15 protein-coding genes are annotated in these 17,838 nt (G+C 70.6%); 6 read left to right on the forward strand and 9 right to left on the reverse strand.

Annotation, left to right across the window (positions count from 1 at the left end; genetic code table 11):
* Window positions 1-8: 8 nt before the first annotated feature.
* Both pstS (BN971_RS16335) and BN971_RS16340 read right to left on the reverse strand, forming a co-directional pair.
* Entirely contained in the window at window positions 9-1,136 is a 1,128-nt protein-coding gene (pstS, locus tag BN971_RS16335) for a phosphate ABC transporter substrate-binding protein PstS (protein ID WP_085182080.1), read from the reverse strand.
* A 6-nt stretch (window positions 1,137-1,142) separates the two neighbouring features.
* Window positions 1,143-2,030 carry an ATP-binding cassette domain-containing protein gene (locus BN971_RS16340; RefSeq protein ID WP_170322186.1) on the reverse strand — a complete coding sequence of 296 codons (888 nt, stop codon included), beginning with the start codon at window positions 2,028-2,030 and terminating at the stop codon, window positions 1,143-1,145.
* Window positions 2,031-2,305: 275 nt separating this feature from the next.
* Between BN971_RS16340 and pstS (BN971_RS16345) the strand changes: the two genes are divergently transcribed.
* The 3 genes from pstS (BN971_RS16345) to BN971_RS16355 all read left to right on the forward strand — a co-directional run bounded on the left by pstS (BN971_RS16345) (window position 2,306) and on the right by BN971_RS16355 (window position 6,701).
* Entirely contained in the window at window positions 2,306-3,421 is a 1,116-nt protein-coding gene (pstS, locus tag BN971_RS16345) for a phosphate ABC transporter substrate-binding protein PstS (protein WP_090350324.1), read from the forward strand.
* 31 nt (window positions 3,422-3,452) lie between these two features.
* On the forward strand, window positions 3,453-5,339 hold the full coding sequence (locus BN971_RS16350; protein ID WP_090350382.1) for a serine/threonine-protein kinase PknD: 1,887 nt from the start codon (window positions 3,453-3,455) through the stop codon (window positions 5,337-5,339).
* Window positions 5,340-5,435: 96 nt separating this feature from the next.
* The gene (locus BN971_RS16355; RefSeq protein ID WP_085182161.1) at window positions 5,436-6,701 is read left to right on the forward strand and encodes an MFS transporter; all 1,266 of its coding nucleotides are present in this window, start codon (window positions 5,436-5,438) and stop codon (window positions 6,699-6,701) included.
* Between the two features lie 15 nt (window positions 6,702-6,716).
* Here the strand turns inward: BN971_RS16355 and BN971_RS16360 are convergent, their stop codons facing one another.
* Together BN971_RS16360 and BN971_RS16365 are read right to left on the reverse strand one after the other, a co-directional pair.
* A complete protein-coding gene (locus tag BN971_RS16360; protein ID WP_085182079.1) occupies window positions 6,717-7,901 on the reverse strand; it encodes a CoA transferase in 1,185 nt (394 codons plus the stop codon).
* Window positions 7,902-7,913: 12 nt separating this feature from the next.
* A complete protein-coding gene (locus BN971_RS16365) occupies window positions 7,914-8,828 on the reverse strand; it encodes a class I SAM-dependent methyltransferase (RefSeq protein WP_085182160.1) in 915 nt (304 codons plus the stop codon).
* Between the two features lie 148 nt (window positions 8,829-8,976).
* Here BN971_RS16365 and BN971_RS16370 point away from each other — a divergent pair, with 148 nt between their 5' ends.
* Entirely contained in the window at window positions 8,977-10,629 is a 1,653-nt protein-coding gene (locus BN971_RS16370; protein ID WP_245836935.1) for an AMP-binding protein, read from the forward strand.
* 1 nt (window position 10,630) lies between these two features.
* A complete protein-coding gene (locus BN971_RS16375; RefSeq protein WP_085182078.1) occupies window positions 10,631-11,407 on the forward strand; it encodes an SDR family NAD(P)-dependent oxidoreductase in 777 nt (258 codons plus the stop codon).
* Window positions 11,408-11,420: 13 nt separating this feature from the next.
* Here BN971_RS16375 and BN971_RS16380 read toward each other — a convergent pair whose 3' ends face one another.
* Window positions 11,421-12,113 (reverse strand): hypothetical protein, encoded by a 693-nt coding sequence (locus tag BN971_RS16380; RefSeq protein ID WP_085182077.1) that lies wholly within the window; start codon window positions 12,111-12,113, stop codon window positions 11,421-11,423.
* A 100-nt stretch (window positions 12,114-12,213) separates the two neighbouring features.
* Here BN971_RS16380 and BN971_RS16385 point away from each other — a divergent pair, with 100 nt between their 5' ends.
* Entirely contained in the window at window positions 12,214-12,870 is a 657-nt protein-coding gene (locus tag BN971_RS16385) for a cation efflux transmembrane domain-containing protein (RefSeq protein ID WP_085182158.1), read from the forward strand.
* A gap of 51 nt (window positions 12,871-12,921) precedes the next feature.
* Here the strand turns inward: BN971_RS16385 and ctpC are convergent, their stop codons facing one another.
* The 4 genes from ctpC to BN971_RS16405 form a co-directional block, all read right to left on the reverse strand.
* Window positions 12,922-15,015: a manganese-exporting P-type ATPase CtpC gene (gene ctpC, locus BN971_RS16390; protein WP_090350326.1), complete on the reverse strand. Its 2,094-nt coding sequence runs from the start codon at window positions 15,013-15,015 to the stop codon at window positions 12,922-12,924.
* A gap of 67 nt (window positions 15,016-15,082) precedes the next feature.
* A complete protein-coding gene (locus BN971_RS16395; protein WP_085182075.1) occupies window positions 15,083-15,364 on the reverse strand; it encodes a DUF1490 family protein in 282 nt (93 codons plus the stop codon).
* Window positions 15,365-15,597: 233 nt separating this feature from the next.
* Entirely contained in the window at window positions 15,598-16,314 is a 717-nt protein-coding gene (locus BN971_RS16400; protein WP_211279827.1) for a TIGR03089 family protein, read from the reverse strand.
* Entirely contained in the window at window positions 16,302-17,777 is a 1,476-nt protein-coding gene (locus tag BN971_RS16405) for an LCP family protein (RefSeq protein WP_085182074.1), read from the reverse strand. The genes BN971_RS16400 and BN971_RS16405 overlap by 13 nt, the downstream gene beginning before the upstream one ends.
* Window positions 17,778-17,838 lie beyond the last annotated feature (61 nt).

Consider the following 17,838-nt stretch of genomic DNA (forward strand, 5'->3'; position numbering starts at 1 on the left):
GACGTCGCCTAGCTCGAGATCTTGGCGATCTGGGCGTCGGACAGCTTCGCCACCGCGGCCGGCAGCGGCTGGAAGTGGAACTGGTTGAGGAACGAAGGGCCGTTGCCGTCGGTGACGGCCCAGTGCAGGAACGCCTGCATCGTCTGCGCGACCGCGGGATCCTTCTGGCCGCCGTAGACGATCGCGTACTCGTAGTTGACGATCGGATACCCCTCGGCGGTGGGCCCGTTGATCAGCGAGATCGCCTCGTTCGCCGGGGTCTGGGCGGCGAAGCCCGCCGCCTCGGCCTGCACGCTCTGGGCGTCCGGCAGCAGGTAGTTGCCGGACGCGTTGCCCAGTTGAGCCTCGCCCAGCCCCTTCTGGACGGCCTGGTCGAGGTAGCTGGTGCCGATGTAGGCGACGCAGCCGGGCGTCTGGGCGCAGCCGGTCACCATGCCGCCGGCGCCGTTCTCACCCAAAGACCCCGGCACCGCGGGGAAGTCGACGGTGGTGTTGTATCCGGGCGACTTCCCCCAGCCGTCCGGGTCCTGCTTCGACAGGTACTGGGTGAACACGAACGTGTCGCCGGACCCGTCGGACCGGTGCAGGGGAACCACCGCGGTGGCGGGCAGGGTCACGCCGGGGTTGAGTTCGGCGATCTGCGGGTCGTTCCAGGCCTTGACCTTGCCCTCGTACATGGCCGCGAGGACCTTGCCGTTCAGCTTGAGGTGGCCGCTGACGCCGGGCAGGTTGTAGTTGACCTGCTCTGCGGAGACCGCCAGCGCGATGTTCATCAGCCCCTGATGCCCGGACATGTCACCGTTGGACAGGTAGGCGCCCGATGCGCCGATGTTGACCGCCCCGGCGGCGGCCTGGGAGATCCCGGCGCCCGATCCGGTGCTGCCGGTGGTGATCGACACGTTGGGATACTTGGCGTTGTAGGCCGGCCCCCACACGTTCATCAGCGGGTAGAGCTCGGTGGCGCCGGTCTCCGTCAGGGCCACCTTCGACGTCGCGGGCGCGGTGGCGGGTCCGGCGCCGTTAGCCGCGCCGGCGGTGGGGCCCGCGACGGAAGCCACCGTCGAGTTCGAACCGCAGGCCGCGGCGGCCAGCATCAGCGGCACGACGAGCAGGAGCGCGCGCGAACGAATCTTCATGGGATATCACCTTTCTCGTCCCCCGTCTGCGCCCCCGTGAAATGTCGCCGCCCCCACCCGCCGTCCCCGGTCGCCGAACATCGTGCAGTCACCGAACAGCCCGGAGACGTAGCGGACGGTCTCCGGGTGCTGAGGCGCCAGGAAGACCCGTTCGGTGGGTCCCTGCTCGATCAGCCTGCCGTCGAAGAACAGGGCGGTCCGGTCGCCGATGCGGGCGGCCTGGGCCAGGTCGTGCGTCACCATGATCACCGTGAGCCGGTCGGCGAGTGATCGAATCAGCGCTTCGATCTTCTCGGTCGTCGCCGGATCCAGCGAGGCGGTGGGCTCATCGAGCAACAGCACCTCCGGGTTCACCGCGAGCGCACGAGCCAGGCACAGCAACTGCTGCTGACCGCCGGAGAGCCGGAATGGGGAGTCGTCGAGCCGGTCCTTGACCGCATCCCAGAGGCCCACCTCGGCGAGCCGGGCCTCGGCGACGGCCGCCAATCCCTTGCGCGGCACCATTTTATGCGCGCGCGTCCCGGCCACCACGTTGTCGAGGATCGACATCGGGAAGGGGTTGGGCCGCTGGAACAGCATGCCGACGCGGCGCCGAAGCTCCATCAGGTCACGGCTTTCGAAGATGCTGCGGGCGCCCAACAGCACGTCACCGCGGCGGCGATAGCCGGTGACCCGGTCGTTCATCCGGTTCAGGGTGCGCAGGAAGGTCGTCTTGCCCGAGCCGGTCGGCCCCAGTAGGGACGTGACGGCGCGCTCGGGGAAGTCCAGGGTCACGCGATCGAGAACTGTTGTGGCGCCATAACTCAGGGTGAGATTCACCGCGGTGATCGCGCTCGTTCCGGAATCGGCAGGGGCGCTCCCGCTTTCGGGAGTAAGTTGGGTGGGGCTGGTGATCACTCCATCAAGCTACGTCGCGCCGTGCCGATAAAAACCACCCGCGGCGAAGCTCTGCACATCTTCAAAGGCGTCGCTCATCGCCCGCTCATTTTCGCGCAACGGCGTTAATGCTCAACGTCTTCAGAGGCGCTGCTAAGCGGGCGCCCACATTCCGGGGCTTTGATGTTCCAAGGTTCACGTGACGCCGCAGCCGGCCGAACGTGGTCCGGGGGGCTCCCCGGTGGCGGAGTGTGAGTGAGTGTTCCGTCGCCCCGAGAGTTCGAGGAGTTCCGTTGAAGGGCAGACAGAGCAACAGATTCGGCGCCGCGCTGAGCCTGCTGGCCGTAACCGCACTGGCTTCGGCGGGCTGCGGGAGCGCCACGCACGCCTCGTCGCCGGGTACCTCCGCCACGGCGGTGCAGTGCGGGGGCAAGACGCAACTCAAAGGCAGCGGCGCAGCCGCGCAGGAGAACGCGATGCAGCAGTTCGTCTATGCCTACGCGCGCGCCTGCCCCGGATACACGCTGGACTACAACGCCGACGGCTCGGGCGCGGGCGTGACCGACTTCCTCGGCAACGTCTCGGACCTGGCGGGCTCGGGCGATCCGCTGAACCCGGCGAAGGGGCAGGTCGATCGCGCGGCGCAGCGTTGCGGGTCGCCGGCGTGGGACCTGCCGACGGTGTTCGAGCCCATCGCGGTCACCTTCAACGTCGGCGGCGTCAACACGCTGAAGCTCGATGCGCCCACTCTCGCAAGGGTTTTCAACGGCACCATCACCCGGTGGGACGACCCGGCCATCAAGGCGCTGAACCCGGGGGCCGCCCTCCCGCCGGCGACCATCCGCGTCTTCTTCCGCAGCGACCAGTCGGGGGATACATCGAACTTCCAGCAATACCTCGTCGCCGCGTCGGACGGCGCCTGGGGCAAGGGCGCCGGCCAGACGTTCAACGGCGGCGTCGGGCAGGGGGGCGTCGGGGACGACGGCACGTCGGCGCAGGTGCAGAGCACCGACGATTCGATCACCTACAACGAGTGGTCGTTTGCCGTGGGCAAGCAGTTGACCATGGCCGACATCGTCACCCCGGCCGGCCCCGACGCCGTGGGCATCACCACCGACTCGATCGACAAGACGATCGCCGGTGCCACGTTCAAGGGCCAGGGGAACGACCTGGTGGTGGACACCTCCTCGTTCTACCAGCCGACGCAACCGGGCGCGTATCCGATCGTGGAGCCGACGTACGAGATCGTGTGCTCGAAGTATCCGGACGCCGCGACCGGAACGGCGGTGAAGGCGTTCATGCAGGCCGCCATCGGCGCGGGCCAGTCCGGCCTGGACCAGTACGGATCGATCCCGCTGCCCACCGCATTCCAGGCCAAGATCGCGGCGGCCGTGAATGCGATCTCGTGACGCCGTGCGGTGAAGTGAAAGGAGCGTGGACGTGAACGACACCATGTCCAGGGTTGGTTTGCGTTTCGGGCCCTATCAATTGCGGCGCCTGCTGGGGCGCGGCGGCATGGGCGAGGTCTACGAGGCCGAGGACACCCGCAAGCACCGCGTGGTGGCGCTGAAGCTGATCTCGCCGCAGTTCTCCACCGACGCCGTGTTCCGCGCGCGGATGCAGCGCGAGGCCGACACGGCCGGTCGACTCACCGAGGCGCACATCGTGCCCATCCATGACTACGGCGACATCGACGGCCAGTTCTTCGTGGAGATGCGCCTGATCGACGGCCTCTCCTTGCGCGCGCTGCTGGCGAACTACGGGCCGCTGCCCCCCGCGCGGGCCGTCGCCGTCGTGCGCCAGGTCGCCGCCGCACTGGACGCGGCGCACGCCAACGGCGTCACCCACCGCGACGTCAAACCCGAGAACATCCTGCTGACCAAAGACGACTTCGCCTACCTGGTGGATTTCGGGATCGCGCGTGCGGCCACCGACCCCGGGCTGACCGAATGCGGAACCGCAATGGGCACTTACCATTACATGGCCCCTGAGCGGTTCAAGGGTGCCGAGGTCACCTACCGCTCCGACATCTATGCGCTGGCCTGCGTGCTCGAAGAGTGCCTCACCGGGGCGCCGCCGTACCGGGCCGACAGCGTCGAACGGTTGATCACCGCCCATCTGCTCGAGCCCGCGCCGCGGCCCAGCGAGCTGCGACCGGGGCGGATCCCACCGGCCCTGGACCACGTCATCGCCAAAGGCATGGCCAAGGACCCGGCGGACCGCTACTACTCCGCCGGAGACCTGGCCGCGGCCGCCCACGACGCGCTCACGACGCCCGAGCAGCATCAAGAGGCAACGATCCTGCGGTACGGCCAGTATGCGGCCCAGCTCGCGAACGGTTCGGGCCCAAGCTATTTCACCAACCGGACCGAGGTGCGCCCCGCGCCGCCGGCGGCGATCGGCCCACGACCGTCCGCGCCCCACGTCCCGCCCGCTGCGGCGCGGGCGGGGCGGAAGGGCAAGCGGTGGATCGTCGCCGGCGCCGCGGTCCTGCTGCTGGCCGCGACGCTGGCCACGGTCGGCTATTTCGGTAGGCACCCGTCGGCGGCGTCCAGGCAGCAGGCGTCGGGACAGACGGAGTTGCCGTTCACCGGGATCGACTTCCGGCTGTCCCCGGGCGGGGTGGCGCTGGACAAGGCCGGCGACGTCTACGTCACCAGCGAAGGGATGTACGGGCGGGTGGTGGAGCTGCCCGCGGGGTCGAGCACCCCGACCGTGCTTCCGTTCAGCGGCCTGTATCAGCCGCAGGGGCTGGCGGTGGACGGCGCCGGCGCGGTGTACGTCGCGGACTTCAACAACCGGGTGGTGAAGCTGACCGCCGGCTCGACAAAGCAGTCGGTGCTGCCGTTCTCGGGCCTCAACTACCCCGAGGGCGTCGCGGTCGACGGCCAGGGCGGCGTCTACGTCGCCGACCGGGGTAACAATCGGGTGCTGAAGCTGGCGCCCGGTTCGAACGCCCCGACCGCGCTGCCGTTCACCGACCTGAAGAACCCCGACGGTGTGGCGGTGGACCCCGCCGGCAACGTGTACGTGACCGACACCGACAACAACCGGGTGCTGATGCTCGCGGCCGGGTCGACCGCGCAGACCGTGGTCCCGTTCACCGGCGTCGCCGTGCCCTGGGGCATCACGGTGGACCCGGCCGGCGACGTGTTCGTCACCGAGCACGACAGCAATCGGGTGCTCAAGTTGCCCGCCGGGTCCAACACCCCGACGGTGCTGCCGCTGACGGGCCTGAACAACCCGTTGGGGGTGGCGGTGGGCGCCAACGGGGACGTCTACGTCGCCGATCGCGGGAACGACCGAACGGTGAAGCTCGTCAGCTGAAGGCAAGCGCTCCGTTGGCCGACGTGCGAGCATGTCGGGGTGAATCTCGAGCCGGCGCCCTGTGCGCTGCCCGGCGCGACGGTCGCGCGGACCCCGATGACCCGCGTTGCCCTGGCCAGCCTGGTCGGGTCCGCGATCGAGTTCTACGACTTCTTCCTGTACGGCACGGCGGCGGCGCTGGTGTTTCCCGGCGTGTTCTTCCCCGGCCTGGGGCCGACGATGGCGGCGATCGCGTCGCTGGCGACGTTCGCGTCGGCCTTCTTCTCCCGCCCGCTGGGAGCCGCGCTCTTCGGGCACTTCGGCGACCGCCTGGGCCGCAAGGCCACGCTGATCGCGACGCTGGTGATCATGGGCCTGTCCACCGTGGCCGTCGGCCTGCTGCCCGGGGTGGCCACCATCGGCCTGGCCGCGCCACTGATCCTGCTCGCGCTCCGGCTGCTGCAGGGGATAGCGCTCGGCGGTGAATGGGCCGGGTCGGCGCTGCTGCTGGCCGAACACGCGCCGCGCGACCGGCGCGGGGAGTTCGGGATGTTCACCCCACTGGGCGCCGGCGTGGGGCTGGTGCTGGCCAACGTCGCCATGCTGGCCGTCAACCGCACCGTCGGCGAGGCCAGCCACGCGTTCATGAGCTGGGGGTGGCGGGTGCCGTTCCTGTTCAGCGCGGTGCTGATCGTCGTGGCGCTCTACGTGCGCCTGAACGTCACGGAGACACCGGTTTTCGCCGCGAGAGGCCGCGACGCGCGGGCGGGCACCCCGATCGCCGAGCTGTTCCGGGCCCAGCCCCGCCAGGTCCTGCTCGCCGCCGGGTGCGCGGTGGCGCCCTTCACGCTGAGTTTCATGGCGGGGACCTACCTGATGAACTACGCCCACGCCCGGCTGGGCCACCCGCGTGACCTCATCCTGTTCGTCGGCGTGCTCGGCGGGCTGTCGATGATCGCCTCGGTCGCGGCGGCGGCGGTGTGGTCCGACCGGCTCGGCCGGCGCCGGGTCATGCTGTACGGCCTGGCTTTCGGCCTGCCGTGGGTGTTCGCGGTCATGCCCCTGATGGACACCGGTGACACCGCGCTGTTCGGCGCGGCGATCATCGGCACCTACGCGGTGCTGGGCATGCTGACCGCGCCGCTGAGCTCGTTCATCCCGGAGACCTTCGCCACCCGCTACCGCTACACCGGCGCGGGGCTGGCGTTCAACGCCGGCGGGATCGTCGGCGGCGCGATGGCGCCCCTGCTGGCCGGCGCGCTGGCGGCGACCGTGGGCGGCTGGTCCATCGGCCTGATGATGGCCGTGCTGATGCTGGCCAGCCTGGCCTGCACGCTGGCGCTCCCGGAAACGCTGGGCGGCAGCCTCACCGAGGCCGATTAGCGCTCAGGTCGCGGATCAGGTCGCGCCGAGGAACTCCTCGTTGTGCTGTCCCGGCGCGGGCGGGGGATCGGTGGTCACGGCGTCGAAGCTGGCGTAGCGCGCCGGCAGGCGCACCACCGTGACGGCGTCGGGGGCGTCGCCGCCGACACGCAGGGCCAGGTCGTTCTCGGCGAACAGCGGGGTGTCGACGACCTGCTTCCAGGTGTAGGCCAGGCAGGCCATCAGGCCGCCCTCCTGCAACAGCTCGACCCATTCGGCGGCGGTCTTGGCGGCCAGCGCCGCCTCGAGCTCCTCGGTCAGTTCGTGGTAGTTCAGGGCGCGTGAGCGCTGGTCGGCGAACCGCTCGTCGTCCGTCAGGTCGGGCCGGCCGATGATCTGGCACAGCTTCGCCCAGTGCTTGGGCACGTACGCGCTGATCACCAGGTAGCCGTCGGCCGCCTTGAAGGCGTCCGACGGCTGGGTGGCGAAGCCAACCCCCTTGCGCCGCTTGGCCTTCGGGTCGGGGGCCGGTTTGGAGTCCGGGGTGGGCTTGTTCAGGTGAATGGTGAGCTGACCGGCCTGCAGGCCCACCGCGACGTCGTACATGGCGACCCGGACGACGTCGGCGACCCCGTGGCGCTCCCGGTTGAGCAGCGCGGCGAGCACGGCCTGGGCCAGCACGTGACCGCTGGCGGCGTCGACGAGCTGGAACGGGATGATCTGCGGCTTGCCCGTCGGGGTGGGCATCCCGGTGGTCATGCCCGACTCGGCGGCGACCATCAGGTCCACGCCCGGCCTGCTGCCGTGCGGGCCGTTGCCGCCGTAGGCCGACAGCCGCGCGTAGATGAGTTTCGGGTTGCGGGCCCGCAGCTCGTCGGGGCCCAGGCCCAGCCGCTCCATCACCCCGGGCCGAAAGCCCTCCAGCAGGACGTCGGCGCTGTCGGCCAGCCGCAGGATCCGCTCCTTGGCCTGCTCGTCGGTCAGGTCGACCGCCACCGACTTCTTGCCCCGGTTGTGCGGCAGGAACAGCGTGGGCAGCGGCGGCCGCCCGGGCAGCACCGCGGTGATCTGCCGGGCCGCGTCGCCGCCGGGGGCTTCGACCTTGATCACCTCGGCGCCCAGGTCGGCCAGCACCTGCCCGGCCAGCGGGCCGGCGATGTTCTGGGTGAAGTCGAGCACCCGGAATCCGTCAAGTGGCTTGGGCGCCTTGCTGTTCGGCATCGAGGCCTTCCCTCACCCGGCCCGGTGCAGGACCGCGGTGCAGTAGTAGTTCCTGGCGAACGGTGCGTCGGGATCCCCGGACTGCAGCGGTAACCCGTTGTCCCCCAACAGCTGATTGAGTGTGGTGCGGACCGGACGCCAGCCGCGCTCGGCCAGGTAGTCGGCCACGTCGTTGCGCTCGCCGGGGAAGCCGAGGTCGCCCAGGGCGATGTCGAGGCCGTTCGCCCGCCACTTCTCGCTCGCGGCGTTCAGCGCGTCGCCGGTGGGACCGGTGTTGAAGAAGACCTCGGCCACCAGCCGGCTGCCGTCGGCGCTCAGGTCCGTGACCTGGTCCAGCAGCCGGTCCTGCGCCTCGGCCGGCAGGAAGCCCAGCAGGCCCTCGGCGGCCCAGGCGGTGGGATGGCCGGTATCAAAACCGCTGCGGCGCAACGCCGTTGACCAATCGTGGCGCAGGTCGATCGGGACCGGCCGAACCTGGGCGGTCGGCGCCGCGCCGAGGTCGGCGAGCGTGACTGTCTTGAATTCGATGACCTCGGGCTGGTCGATTTCGTACACCGTGGCGCCCGGCGCCCACGGCAGGCGGTAGGCGCGGGCGTCCAGGCCCGAGGCCAGGATGACCACCTGCCGGATGCCGGCGTCCTGGGCCTCGGCGAAGAATGCGTCGATGTAGCGCGTGCGCGCGGCCAGCATGTCGGTCATGCGCTGCATGCCCCACGGCGCGCCCGGCACGTCGACGTCGTCGGTGTCCAGCTCGCCGGCGGCCCATCGCGTGAGGAAGTCGACGCCGACGGCGCGCACCAGCGGCTCGGCGAAGGGATCGTCGATCAACGCGTCCCGGGTGGCCCGGGCGCGCCCGGCGGCCACCATGGTGGCGGTGGCCCCCACGCTGGTCGCCAGGTCCCAGGTGTCGTCGTCGGTACGTGCCATCGAACATCCCTTCGGTCTACTGGTTAGCCAGAATAACGACGGGCGGGCCGGCGCATCCTTGGGCTCCGCCCCGCGGGTGACCAAAGACCCGAGCCGCTGGTGGCGTTGCGCCCTTGTCCACGGCGCGGGCCGGCGGCAGCATCGACGCGTGACGAGCACAATGCAGGCTACGGCGGCCGGATGGGTGAGGCGACTGGGTTTGGAAGCCTGGTCGCTGCTGTTGTATGCGCGGTCCGGCGGACTGCGCTTGATCATGCCGGGTGAGATCGTGCCGGTGTTGCGCGCGGTCGAGCGGTACGGCCTGCTGGGCGGGGCGACGGCCATCGCCGCCGGGCGAGATCCCAAGGGGCTTGCGCTCATCGACGAGCGCGGCCCGCTCACCTTCGCCGAGCTGGACGAGCGGACCAACGCGCTGGCCAACGAGTGGCGCCGCCTCGGGGTCGGCCCGGGTGCCAGCGTGGCCATCCTGGTGGGCAACCACCGGGGCTTCCTGGAGGCGGTCTTCGCCGCCGGCAAGTGCGGCGCGGGTGTCCTGCTGCTCAACACCGGCTTCGGCGGCGAGCAACTCGCCGGGATGCTGGCCCGCGAGGGCGCCGACCTGCTGGTGTTCGACGAGGACTACAGCGGCGTCGTCGCCGACGTCCACCCCAGGCTGGGCCGCTTCCGGGCGTGGGCCGATCAGCCCGCGGCCGACACCCTCGATGCGCTGATCGAACGCGGCGATCGGACCCCTCCGCCCAGTTCCGGCGGCCGGCCCAAGATCGTCATCTCGACCAGCGGGACGACCGGGGTGCCCAAGGGCGCCGCGCGGAGCGAGCCCTACTCGCTGATACCGGTCGGCGGCCTACTCGGCAAGGTCCCGTTCCGCGGCCGGGAAGTCACCGAATGCTGTGTGCCGCTGTTTCATTCGATGGGCTTCAGCCACGCGATGTACGCCATGGTGCTGGGCTCGACCCTGGTGCTGCGCCGCCACTTCGATGCGAAACAGACCCTGGACAGCGTGGCCGCGCACCGGGCCAGCGCGATGATCGTCGTGCCGGTCATGCTGCGGCGCATCCTCGACCTGGGCCCGGCGGCGCTGGCCGAGCACGATCTGTCGTCGCTGCGCATCGTGTTCATCGGCGGATCGCAGCTGGGGGCCGCGCTGGCCACCCGAGCGCTCGAGGCATTCGGACCGGTGGTCTACAACATGTACGGGTCCACCGAGGTCGCCTACGCGACCATCGCCACGCCCGCCGATCTGGCCGTCGCGCCCGGCTGCGTCGGCGCGGTGGTGCCGGGCTCGGTGGTCAAGGTCTTCACCGACGACCGGCACGAGGCGCCGGCGGGGACGCCGGGCCGAATTTTCGTCGGCAACGTGCTGGCCTTCGAGGGCTACACCGGCGGCGGCACCAAGGAATCCATCCAGGGACTGATGTCCACCGGTGACATCGGTCATTTCGACCGGGACGGCAGGCTTTTCATCGACGGCCGCGACGACGAGATGATCGTCTCCGGCGGGGAGAACGTCTACCCCGGCGAGGTCGAAGAGGCGCTCGAGCACCACCCCGGCATCCTCGACGTCGCGGTGATCGGTGTCGACGACGAGGAGTTCGGCCAGCGGCTGCGCGCCTACATCGTGGTGCGGCCGGGCGCGTCGCTGACCGAGCAGGACGTCAAGGACTACGTCCGGCGGCGGCTGGCCCGCTTCAAGGTGCCGCGCGACGTGCTGTTCGTCGATGCATTGCCCCGCAACGCGGGCGGCAAGGTGCTCAAACGCCTGCTGAACAACCAGCCCATAGAAGACGAGGCGGGTGTCTGACATGTCCCGACCCATCGCGCTGATCACCGGACCCACCTCGGGTCTCGGCGAGCGATTCGCCCGGCGCTACGCCGCCGACGGTTACGACCTGGTCCTGGTGGCCCGCGACGCCGAACGGCTCAAGCACCTGGCCAACGATCTGCAACAGGCGCATGGCGTCGACAGCGAGGTCCTGGTGGCCGACCTGACCGGCCCGTCGGGCCGGGCCGCGGTGGCCGACCGGCTGGCCGACGGCGTGCGCGTGCTGGTCAACAACGCCGGCTTCGGCATCGCCGGCGAATTCTGGACGATCGATCCGGCGCTGCTGCAGGCCCAGCTGGACGTCAACGTCACCGCGGTGATGCAGCTGACCCGCGCGGCCCTGCCGGCCATGCTGCGCGCGGGCCGCGGCACGGTGATCAACATCGGCAGCATCGCGGGCCTGCTTCCCGGCCGCGGCTCGACCTATTCGGCGTCCAAGGCGTGGGTCGTTTCGTTCTCCGAAGGGCTGTCCAGCGGGCTGGCCGGCACCGGCGTGGGCGTCCACGCGCTGTGTCCCGGCTACATGCACACCGACTTTCATCACCGGGCGGGCATCGAAATGTCGTCGATGCCGGCGTTTATGTGGCTGGACATCGACGACGTGGTGGACAAGTGCCTGTCCGGGGTGGCCAAGGGCGACATCGTGATCGTCCCGAGTCTGCAGTACAAGGTGCTGACCACCGGCGGCAGGATGCTGCCGCGGGGCCTCACCCGCAGGCTCACCAAGATGTTCGGGCAGGGCCAGGGACGAACTTAGGGCGCACCCGAGTTCAGCCGGGCACGACGACCGCGTCGAGCGGGATTGTGCCCGACGAACGCACGGTGACCACCCCCGGCCGCAGCCGGTGGACTGACCCCGCGACCGCGTCCGGGCCGTCGGGCAACTCCGCCGTGCCGGCGACGACGACGAGCACGCCACCGGCCGGCGCGGTGAAAGTCGTTGTGCCGCCGGCATCGAGCCGCAGCCGATAAACCAGCCACCGCGGGCCGCGCTTTTCGACTCGCAACCCCGCCCCACCGTCGATAGGACTCGGCGCCGGGTGGCCGCTCGGCAACTCCACGCCGATCATCTTGATCGGGCCGGCGTTCGACGGATGGGCGTGGACGCGGTGGATCAGCGGAAAGTCCTTGTGCGGCTGCAGGATCACCGTGCCGGCCGGCACCCGCAGCCACCCGATCGTCAGGCGGCTCGCGAGGAGTCGCAGTTGGCTGCCCAGCCCGGTGGAGCGCCCGAGCGATGTCCGGCTACGTTGATGTCCGGGCTCTTGCGATCGGAACCGCCCGCCGGAAGTGATCACGTAGACGGTGTCGCGGTCGTGCCGGTGGTACAACGTCGCCGTCCCGGCCTTGATCGTCACCTCGTAGATCCTGGCGGCGTCGGTGCGAAATTGCTCCACATGGTTCGGCTCGGCGGATACGTCGACCCACTCGACTCCGAGCTCACTGTCGTTGCCGTCACACACATTGACTCCTGACCGGATTCCTGATCGCCCTGTGACACGGTTGCGTTACGGCCGGGTGTCGAAGCCCGCGACCCCGCCGCGCCGCTTCTACTCTCGCGCAATGACCACTTCCCCCGCCATTGCCGAAGACTGCGCGATCGTCGCGGCGCAGGCCGCCGGCTGGCAGGCCGGCGCCCGGGCGGCGCGGCAGTTGGCCTGGATCTGCCTGACCGTGGTGCTCGTCGAGGGTGTCGTCGGTCTGTGGCAGGGACTTGCCGTCGGGTCCGTCGCACTGACCGGATGGGCCCTCGGGGGTGCGTCCGAGGCCTTGGCCAGCGCGATGGTGGTGTGGCGTTTCAGCGGCGCGCGCACCTTTTCGCGAACCGCCGAGCGCCACGCTCAACGGGGCGTCGCGGTGTCCTTCTGGCTGACCGCCCCGTACATCGCCGCCGAATCGATCAACAACCTCACCGGTGAACGCCACGCCGAGACGTCGGTGATCGGCATCGGGTTGGCGGCTCTCGGGTTGTTGCTCATGCCGATTCTCGGCCGGGCCAACCGCAGACTGGGCGGGCGCCTGGATTCGGGAGCCACCGAGGCTGAGGGGATCCAGAACTACCTGTGCGCCGCACAGGCGGCCGGCGTGCTTGTCGGGCTGGCCATGACAGCGCTGTGGTCCGGCGGTTGGTGGGTCGACCCCGCGGTCGGGCTCGTGATCGCCGGCCTTGCGGCCTGGGAGGGGGCCCGGGCCTGGCGCGGCCACGACTGCTGCTGCTGAACGTCGCGTGGCGACCCGCTGCGCCCGGCTTCGCCGCGCTGGCGATCGCCACTACTCCAGCCGGTAGCGGATCAGCCGGGAGCTGTTGGCCACGACCGCGACCGAGGAGGCGTTGTGCAGGATCGCGGCCAGCACCGGGGATAGGGCGCCGCCGGCGCCGATGATCAGTCCGGCGGCGTTGACCGCGATGGACATGCCGTAGTTCTCGCGGATGACGTCGACGGCGCGGGCGCCCAGGTCGCGCACGTCGAGCAGGCGGTGCAGGTCGTCGTTGGACAGCGCCACGTCGGCGGTCTCGACGGCGACGTCGGTTCCGGCCAGGCCCATGGCGATGCCGATGTCGGCGGCCGCGAGCGCGGGCGCGTCGTTGACGCCGTCGCCGACCATGCCGACGACGTAGCCCTCGCTCTGCAGCCCGCGCACCACCTCGAGCTTGTCCTCGGGCATCACCTCGGCGCGCCACTCGTCGATGCCCAGCTCGCCGGCGACCACCTCGGCGATGTCGGGATGGTCGCCGGTGAGCATCACGATCCGGCGAATCCCGTTGGCGCGCAGCTCTTGCAAGACTTCGGCGGCCTCGGGACGCACCTCGTCGCGCAGGCTGATCAAGCCCACCAGCGTGCCGTCGACGGCGAGCAGCAGGGGGGTCTCGGCCTGCCGGCGCAGCCGGTGCACCCAGTCCGAGGCCTTCTTCGACACCCGCACCTTCTCGGCGCGCAACAACCCGGGGCTGCCCAGCAGCAGGGTGCGGCCGTCGGCCCAGGTCCGCATGCCCTGGCCGACCAGCACCTCGCACTCCTCGTGCGGCGGGATGGTTATGTGGCGTTCCTCGGTGGAGCGGATCACCGCCTCGGCCAGCGGGTGGCGGGAATGGATCTCCGAGCTGGCCGCGTACGCCAGCACCTGCTCGGGGTCCCAATCCTTGTGCAGCGCAACGATGTTGGTCACCACCGGGCGCCCGAGGGTCAGCGTTCCGGTCTTGTCGAACACGATCGCGTCGACCTGCCCGGCCTGTTCCAGATGCGATCCGCCCTTGATCAGGATGCCCCGGCGCGCGCCGTTGCCGATCGCCGCGCTGATCGCGGTGGGGGTGGCCAGGCCCACCGCGCACGGGCAGGCGATCAACAGCATGGTCATCGCGCGGCGCACATCCCCGGTGACGACCAGCGTCAGGGCCGACACGACGAACGAGGTGGGAACGAAACGGCGGGAGAAGTTTTCACCGACCGTCTGGATCGGCGCCCGGTCGTGCTGGGCCTCCTCGACGCGGGCGATGATGCGCCCGATCGCGGTCTGATTGCCCACGGCGCGGGCGCGCACCACCAGGCGTCCGCGCACCACGACCGACCCGGCGTGCACGCCCGCCCCGGCCATCACGCTCACCGGCAGGTTCTCCCCGGTGATCGCGGACTGGTCGACGATCGCCTCGCCGTCGATGACCTCGCCGTCCACCGGGATCGCCACGTGGTCGTGCACCACGACCTCATCGCCGATCTGCAGGCTGTCGATGGGCACCTGGACCTCGCCGTCGGCCAGCCGGACCCAGGCGGTGTCCTGACTGCCGCGCAGCAATTCGGAGATGGCGCGCCGGGTCCGGCGCAGGGTCAGGTCCTGCAGGTACTCACCGATGTTGAGCAGCCACAGCACCGTCAGCGCCACCACGTTCTCGCGCAGCACCAGGCTGGCCACCGTCGCCGCCGACACCAGCGCGTCGGTGCCGGCCCGCCCCGAGCGCAGCGACCCCAGCGCCCCGCGCAAGAACGGGTAGCCGGTGAACACGGTGACCCCGGTGGCGAACACCCGCCCGCTCGGGCCGAGCAGCGGCGGGCGGGCGAACACGTAGCGGCGCACCCCGAGCAGGGCCAGCGCCGCGCCGCCGATGACCATGCGCAGCACGTCGGTGTTGCGGATCTCCGACGAATGCGGCGCCCGCGCCGGGATCAGCTCGGCGGCCACGTGCGCGGCGGCGCCGATCGCCGCGAGCACCGCGGAGCGATCGGCGCGCCGGGGGGAGTACCACACGACGACCGATCCGGTGCGCGGGTAGGCGTGCACGACGCGGACCCCGGGCTCCTTGGCGACGGCCTCCTCGACCGCCACCGCGCGCCGGGGGTCGCTGCGCACCCACCCGACGCGAACCCGCATGCGCCCAGCCGCATCCGAAACAACATGCAGCGCAGACTCTTCGGCTGCGATGGACACGGCCGCGCGATCAGTGCTCGTGGTCGTGCAGTTCGGCGACGGACGGGGTGGGCGCTTCCTCCCCGATGCGTTCGCGGGCCTCGGCCATGACGTCGGCGAGCTTCAGGCGCGCCGACTCCGCGGCCTCCTCGGCCTTACGGGTGCCGCGCAAACCCAGCTCGGCCGCGCTGACCGCGGTCTCGTGCAGCGGCGCCTTGGCCGCGGCCTTACGCAGGAGTTCATAGGCCGTCACCCCGGCCAGGCCGGTGACCACCGTGGATGCCGCCTTGGCCAACAGTCCGTACGCCGCCATCGCTGAACCTTCCTGTTCGGGTGCTTGCCCGACATTAACATCGGGATATTGCGATATCAATATGTATCTGGCACCCGATCGACACTGCGCTGATGGCGTCGCGGAAGCCCCATATAGCGCCCTCACCGCAGGCTCGACGCCGCATACGCAGGCTCGACGCCGCCACCGCAGGCTCGACGCCGCAACCGCAGACTCGACGCCACCACCGCAGGCTCGACGCCGCCTACGCAGGCTCACAGGACCCGGGTGACCTTCTCGGTCTCGATGCGGCGCTGCAGCGCCGCGGGGTCGGGGTTGGCCACCTGGACCAGCGAGGCGCCGACGGCCAGGATCGACAGCAGCCCGTCCACCAGATCGCCGGCGCGGGCCCACGGCAAGCTGGACAACACGCGGTCGGCGGCCGTCAAACCCCTTGCCGCAGCTGAGCTTTGGCATTCGGCCAGCATCTGCTCGACCGAGCGGCCCGCCAGCGCCGGGCCGGGGCGGCGTTCGGGCACGATCTGGTCGCCGTGCACCCGCACCGCGGTGGCGTAGTCGGTCACGCCGATCGGCAGGTCGGGGGCCGGGCGGCCGAACGGGTCGAGCGACAGCACGGCGACCTCGCCGGCGCCGGTGCCGTCGGCCTCGTCGAGGCAATCGGCGGTGCACAGTGCGATGTCGGCGGACCCCGGGCCGAGAACGACCTCCGCGCCGATCCACCACACGCCGAACAGGACCGCCGCCGTCTGCCAGTGCGCCGGCAGCAGGAGAGCCACGCGCGTCGCCGGCCCGGCGCCCAGCTCGTCGCGAAGCAGGTTGGCCGTCTTCGCGGCCCAGTTGGCCAGCGTCGCCGCCGACAGTTCGATGCGCTCGCCCGTGGCGTCGTCGTAGTAGGTGATGCGCGGCCCGACCGGGTCGGCCCGCAGCATCGGGTCCAGGATCGCGCCCGACAGCGTGCTCAGTTGATGCACTCGGGTTTGTCGGAGCCCGCGGTCAGGATCGGTGACGGCGGCGGCGCGTTCGTGTCGGCGCCGTCACCGGCGTTCGACGCACGCGCGTTCACCACCTGGCCCGTGGAGCCGCCGCCCAGCCCCGAGCCGGGACCGGTGTAGTCGTTGGCGAGCACCACCTTGACCGACCCGGCCGCGAGCGCGGGGTCGGGGACCACCGGCAACCCGCCCAGCTCCTTGGCGACCTGCTGGGCGCCCAGGTCGTCGGCCTTGGCGGCCCGCACCTGGCTGGCCTTGACGTGCCCGCCGTCGTTGTTGCCGACCGTGCCGGTGCTGAACCCCTTGGCACTCAACACTTCCGACACCGCCGCCGCCAGCCCGTTGATGTCGGTGTCGTTGACCACGCTGGCGGTGGTCTTGGCCGGGGTGTAGGCGAGCTCCTCGGTCTTGCCCTGCGCCTGGTCGTGTAGCAGCCCGGCGACCCAGTCCTGGACCTGGTGCGGGTCGACCCGCACCACGCTCTGCATGCCGTCGTCGCTCCAGCCGGCGCCGTCGAGCACCGGGATGGTGGCGAACGCGACGTTGCCGCCGGCCAGCTTCTGCATCTGCTGGACGAAATCCATGACGTCCCAACCCGATGAGATCACCACCGAACGCTGGATCGCGGACTCCAGCCGCTTGACCGTGGCGGGGCTCGACAGGGTCTGGCCCGAGATCACCCGGTGGGCCAGCGACGCCATCACCACCTGCTGGCGCACCACCCGGTCTAGGTCGCCGCGCGGCAGCTCGTGTCGCTGGCGCACGAAGCTCAGCGCCTCGGGACCGTCGAGCCGCTGTTGGCCCGCCGGGAAGTCCGCACCCGAAAGCGGTTCGAACACCGGCTCTTTGAGGCAGACGTCCACGCCGCCCAGCGCGTCGGTGATCAGCGAGAAGCCCAGCAGCCCGATCTCGGCGTAGTGGTCGACGGTGACCCCGGTGAGGTCGGCGACGGTCTTGATCAACGCCTCGCGCCCGGCCTCGGTGCCCTGGGCGGCGGCGTGTTCGGGGGAGTCGCCGGCCTTGACCAGCTCCACCCGCTTGGCCTCGCGGGTCTGGCCGTAGACGCCGTTGATCTTGGTCTTGCCCAGGCCGGGGGCCGAGACGTAGGAGTCGCGGGGGATCGAGATCGCGGTCGCCGAGCGCCCGTTGTTGGGGATGCGGATCAAGATGATGGTGTCGGTGTTGGTGGCTTCCTCGTCGCCGGCCCGCAGCGTGGCCAGTTCCTCGGCCGACAACGGGTTGCCGTGCGCGTCGGTGCGGCTGTCCAGGCCGACCAGCAGGATGTCGATCGCGCCGTCGTCGCCGCCCTTGCCCAGCGACGGCGCGGACATGTGGAAGATGCCGTCCTCGAAGGAGCGGACGTTGCTCCACGCGATCCCGGTGCCCAGCACGATCAGGACCGTCAGCGCGGTGGCAACCACACGAACCACACGTTGCACAAGCATCCCAATAGGTTACTTGCGGCTCATGCGCATCGCGGGTAGCGAAGTCCGGCGTGGCCCGGCG

The organism is Mycobacterium bohemicum DSM 44277, assembly GCF_001053185.1.
Taxonomy (GTDB): domain Bacteria; phylum Actinomycetota; class Actinomycetes; order Mycobacteriales; family Mycobacteriaceae; genus Mycobacterium; species Mycobacterium bohemicum.